Genomic DNA, 4,637 nt, shown 5'->3' on the forward strand with positions numbered 1-4,637 from the left:
CGGGTCCCCTCCCCTCCTGGGTCAGGCGCCGTCGGCCGGGTCGGCCGCCGGACGGTACTGGAGGGCCAGGCCCGCGAGGACGGCGCCGGTCGCGGCGCTCAGCACCGCGGTGACGCCCGCCCACTCGACTGTGCCGCCGACCGCGCCGGCGAGCGGGTCGAACTCCACGGCTCCGCCCACCACATGGAGCACGGCGACGCCCAGCGCCACGACCGCGCCGGCCCGCCACGCCGCGGCCGTGTCGCGTACCGCCAGCAGCGCGCCGGCGGTCAGGCACAACAGGGTGACGGCGAGCGCGAGCAGCCCTCCGGGGTCGCCGGAGAGCAGCCCCGCCAGATCGCCGGGCACGTGCAGCGCACCGCAGAGCAGCAGCGCGAACGCCACCGGCCAGCGCAGTACGCGGCCCAGCGCGCCGCCCGCGGACCGGGCCGCTGACCGGGGCGCGGACCCGGCCGGAGCCGGAGCCGGGACGGGAGCGGGCGGCCAGACGGCGGCGCGCACCGGGGGCGCCGGCTCGGGCTCCGCCACGCGGTACGGGGCCTGTCCGTCGACGCCGCCGTACGGGACCCGCCCGCCGGCCGTGCCGTGGTGGGGGGCCTGGACCTCCTCCGTGCCGAGCATGCCGACCAGCAGGGCCACGTCCTCGATGGACCGGCCGAGAGCGGCGGCCCGCAGGGTGATGTCGGTCTCCACGTCCTCGTGCGGGGGCTCCCCCAGCAGGGTGACCATCTCGCGGACTTCGTGGACGGGCCGGGACACCGCGGCCGCGCGCAGCGCCGCGTGTCCGGGGTTGGGCACCTGTCCGGACTCCTTGAGGAGGTTCACCAGCGCGGCGACCTCGCTGAGCGGGCGGCCGGCCGCCGCGGTCTCCAGGACGGTGCGTATGGGTGTCGCCCCCGTCCCTTCCGCGGGCACGGCGCCGGGCCCGGACTCGAAGTCCCGGCGGGCGTCGGGGTCGGGCTCGAAGTCCCGGCCGGCGTCGGGGTCGGTGGAGTACCCGGCGGCGGGGTCGCCGCCGCGGCCGTCGCCCGGGCCGTCGTCGGGGTCGGCCGGCGGCCGGACTTCCGTGGGATCGGGGAGCCCGCGCGGTTCTTCGTACTGCGTCGCGGCGAGGGTGATGGGGTCATTCATGGAAAGCTCCGTTCGCCGACGCACGGGTCTACACATCGCGCGCCGGTCATCGTGCGTCATGGGAAGCGCACGCTTTGTTACATTCAGCGCCTCCTCGCCGCGCTGCGCCATTCGGGGCGGGCAAACGGGGGTCACCCGCTGCGCCGCGGCGCATCGCGGCACGTGGCGTGGGCAAGGTGAGGGCATGAAGGGTACGGAGCTGCTCGCCGACGCGTTCGGCCGGATCCACGGCGTGGTGCACGAGGCGGTCGAGGGGCTGGACGCCGAACTGCTGGACGCGCGGATCGACCCGGGCGCCAATTCGATCACCTGGCTGGTCTGGCACCTGACGCGCATCCAGGACGACCACGTGGCCGACGCGGCGGGCTGGGAGCAGGTCTGGCAGGCGCAGGGGTGGGAGGAGCGGTTCGCCCTCCCCCTCCCGGCCGGGTCGACCGGCTACGGGCACACCGCCCGCCAGGCCGGCTCCGTCCGCGTGGACTCCGGGGAGCTGCTGCTGGGCTACTTCGACGCCGTCCACGCGCAGACGCAGCGGTTCCTGCGCGGGCTGAGCGCCGCCGACCTGGACCGGGTGGTCGACGAGCGGTGGGACCCGCCGGTGACCCTCGGGGTGCGGCTGGTCAGCGTGATCGCCGACGACCTCCAGCACGCGGGACAGGCCGCCTACGTACGGGGCGTGCTGGCGAGGCGGCGCTGATGGCGGCCGGGAGGGCGTTGCTGCTGGCCCTGCTCCTGCTGGCCGGCGGACCGGCCGCTCCGGCGGCCGCCGCCGACGACGAAGGCCCCCGGCCCGTGGTGGTGACCGATCGCGGGGCGGTGCGCGGGCGGGAGTCGGGCGGGGTGCAGACCTTCGAGGGCGTCCCCTACGCCGCCCCGCCCACCGGCCCGCTGCGCTGGCGGCTGCCCGAGCCCGCCGCGCCCTGGCCGGGCGTACGGGACGCGGGCGCGCCCGGGGCCCGCTGCGTACAGCTGCCGGCGGTGGGGCCGGGCGGTCCGAGCGGTTCGGAGGACTGCCTGTTCCTCAATGTCACGGCTCCGCGGAGCACTGGCGGCGAGGGTTCGGACCCGGGCGGCGGGCGGGCGGGCCGGCCGGTCATGGTGTGGTTCCACGGCGGCGGGTTCATGAACGGCGCCGGGGACCTGTACCGGCCGGGCCGGCTGGCAGCGGCGGGTGGCGCCGTGGTCGTCACGGTCAACTACCGGCTCGGGATCTTCGGCCTCTTCGGGCATCCCGCCCTCGGCGGGGCCCCCGGTTTCGCCCTCGCCGACCAGCAGGCGGCGCTGCGCTGGGTGCGGGCGAACGCCGCCCGCTTCGGCGGGGATCCGGGCAACGTCACCGTGTTCGGCGAGTCGGCGGGGGCCCTCGGCGTCTGCCTGCACCTCACCTCCCCGGCCTCGGCGGGCCTCTTCCACCGGGCGATCGTGCAGAGCGGCTCCTGCTCGCTCGTGATCCCGCCCCTCTCGCTGCTTCCCACCCTGGGCGCCTACGAGCCCTTCGTTCCGGAGGACCGCACCGTGGCCGAGGGGACCGCCGCGGCGGCCGGCCTCGGCTGCGAGCGGCCCTCGGCCGGGGAGGCGCTGGAGTGCCTGCGCGGCCTGTCCGCCGAGACGCTGGCGACGCCCGAGCTCATGCTCCGCTTCTCGGCCGTCCCCTACGGCACCGCACTGGTGCCCGTCGAGCCCCGGCGGGCCCTGGAGCACGGGGAGTTCCACCGGGTCCCGGTGGTACAGGGCTCGACCCGCGACGAGATGCGGATCTTCCTCGGGCAGACCCTGGCCGCTCAGCCGGTCCCCGACGCGCCCACGTACCGGGCCCGGCTGCGCGCAGCGTTCGGGGAGCGGGCCGACCGGATCGAGGCCGCCTATCCGGTGGCGGCGCATCCGACGCCCGCGCTGGCCTTCGCCGCCGTGCTCACGGACGCCTCGTTCGTGTGCCCGCAGCTGCGGGACAGCCGTGCGCTGGCCCGGCACGTGCCGACGTACGACTACCGGTTCGACGACCGTGACGCGCCGAACTTCACCGGGCTGCCGCCGGTGGCGGGTTTCCCGTACGGGGCCTCGCACGGTTTCGAACTGCCCTACCTCTTCGACACCGGGCTGGCGATGAACGCTCCGCAGCGGGCGCTGTCGGAGCGGATGACCGGCTACTGGACCCGGTTCGCGGCGACGGGCGATCCCAACGCGCCCGGGCCGGGGCCCCGGTGGCCGCGCTCCCCCGCCGTACTGTCCCTGGCGCCGGGCCCGTCGGGGATCGCTCCCGTGGACGCGGCGGCCGAACACCACTGCGCCCTGTGGGACGCGGCGGCCCGGACTCCCTGACGGTTCCTGACACCCCCTGCCCCATGCCCGAAAGGCGGACTCGTGGCCGGTTTGCTCGACATTCTCGCGCCGTACGTGGACGGCGGAACCCTCCCCGGCGCCGTGGCCCTCGTGGACCGGGGCGACGGCTCCGAACCGGAGGTGGTGGCCGTGGGCGGCGCGGACGCCGGGGGCGGCGCTCCGATGGTCCGGGACTCCATCTTCCGGATGGCCTCGCTGACCAAGCCGGTGACGGCGGCGGCGGTCATGATGCTGGTGAAGGACGGCCGGTTCGCGCTGGACGACGCCGTGGCGCCCTGGCTGCCGGAGATCGCCGCGCCGATGGTCGTACGGACCCCCGCGAGCCCGGTCGACGACGTGGTCCCGGCGGCGCGGCCGGTCACCGTGGCCGATCTGCTGACCTTCCGTGCCGGGTGGGGCTTCCCGGAGGACTTCACGCTCCCGGCGGTCGCTCCGCTCTTCGGCGAGCTGGGGCAGGGGGCGCCGCGCCCGCAGGACATCGCGGCGCCGGACGAGTGGATGGCGAAGCTGGGGCGGATCCCGATGCTGGCCCAACCGGGCGGGGCCTGGCTGTACAACACCTGCTCGGACGTCCTGGGGGTGCTGATCGCCCGGGTGTCCGGGTGCTCGCTGCCCGAGTTCATGGCGGAGCGGATCTTCGAGCCGCTGTCGATGGCCGACACGGGCTTCTCCGTGCCGCACGGTCAGCTGGGCCGGTTCACCCACTCCTACCGGGCCGGCGCGGGCGGGGGCCTCGAACTCGTCGACGCCCCCGACGGGCAGTGGAGCACGCTGCCCGCCTTCGCGTCCGGCGCCGGCGGGCTGGTGTCGACGGCCGACGACTACCACCGCTTCGCCCGGATGCTGCTCGACGGGGGCGGCCCGGTGCTCTCGGCCGACTCCGTGCGCCGGATGACCACCGACTGGCTGACACCGGCCCAGCGGGCCGGCGCCGAACTGTTCCTGGAGGGCCAGGGCTGGGGATACGGCGGCTCCGTCGACATCGCGCCGACCTCCCCGTGGAACGTGCCGGGCCGCTACGGCTGGCTCGGCGGCACGGGCACGGCCGCGCACATCGTCCCCTCGACGGGGGCCACGACCATCCTGCTGACGCAAGTGGAGTTGACCGGCCCGACGCCGCCGCCGGAGCCGATGCGCGCGGTGTGGGCGTACGCGGCCTCGTAGAC

Annotated in this window: 4 protein-coding genes; 3 read left to right on the forward strand and 1 reads right to left on the reverse strand. The window is 76.2% G+C overall.

Annotated features, from left to right (window positions below; genetic code table 11):
• Window positions 1-21: 21 nt before the first annotated feature.
• Entirely contained in the window at window positions 22-1,131 is a 1,110-nt protein-coding gene (locus ACWGDE_RS36395; RefSeq protein WP_453393362.1) for a hypothetical protein, read from the reverse strand.
• Window positions 1,132-1,315: 184 nt separating this feature from the next.
• Here ACWGDE_RS36395 and ACWGDE_RS36400 point away from each other — a divergent pair, with 184 nt between their 5' ends.
• The 3 genes from ACWGDE_RS36400 to ACWGDE_RS36410 are packed head-to-tail and all read left to right on the forward strand — an operon-like array spanning window position 1,316 to window position 4,635.
• A complete protein-coding gene (locus ACWGDE_RS36400) occupies window positions 1,316-1,828 on the forward strand; it encodes a mycothiol transferase (protein WP_453393363.1) in 513 nt (170 codons plus the stop codon).
• On the forward strand, window positions 1,828-3,450 hold the full coding sequence (locus ACWGDE_RS36405) for a carboxylesterase/lipase family protein (protein ID WP_453393364.1): 1,623 nt from the start codon (window positions 1,828-1,830) through the stop codon (window positions 3,448-3,450). The genes ACWGDE_RS36400 and ACWGDE_RS36405 overlap by 1 nt, the downstream gene beginning before the upstream one ends.
• Before the next feature lie 42 nt (window positions 3,451-3,492).
• Window positions 3,493-4,635: a serine hydrolase domain-containing protein gene (locus ACWGDE_RS36410; RefSeq protein WP_453393365.1), complete on the forward strand. Its 1,143-nt coding sequence runs from the start codon at window positions 3,493-3,495 to the stop codon at window positions 4,633-4,635.
• The last annotated feature ends 2 nt before the right edge of the window (window positions 4,636-4,637 follow it).

The sequence above is a fragment of the Streptomyces sp. NPDC054956 genome (assembly GCF_053609185.1).

Bases quoted from the DNA above. Each gene is read 5' to 3' on its own strand.
- ACWGDE_RS36395 (WP_453393362.1), bottom strand. From the start codon at position 1,131: ATGAATGACCCCATCACCCTCGCCGCGACGCAGTACGAAGAACCGCGC.
- ACWGDE_RS36400 (WP_453393363.1), top strand. From the start codon at position 1,316: ATGAAGGGTACGGAGCTGCTCGCCGACGCGTTCGGCCGGATCCACGGC.
- ACWGDE_RS36405 (WP_453393364.1), top strand. From the start codon at position 1,828: ATGGCGGCCGGGAGGGCGTTGCTGCTGGCCCTGCTCCTGCTGGCCGGC.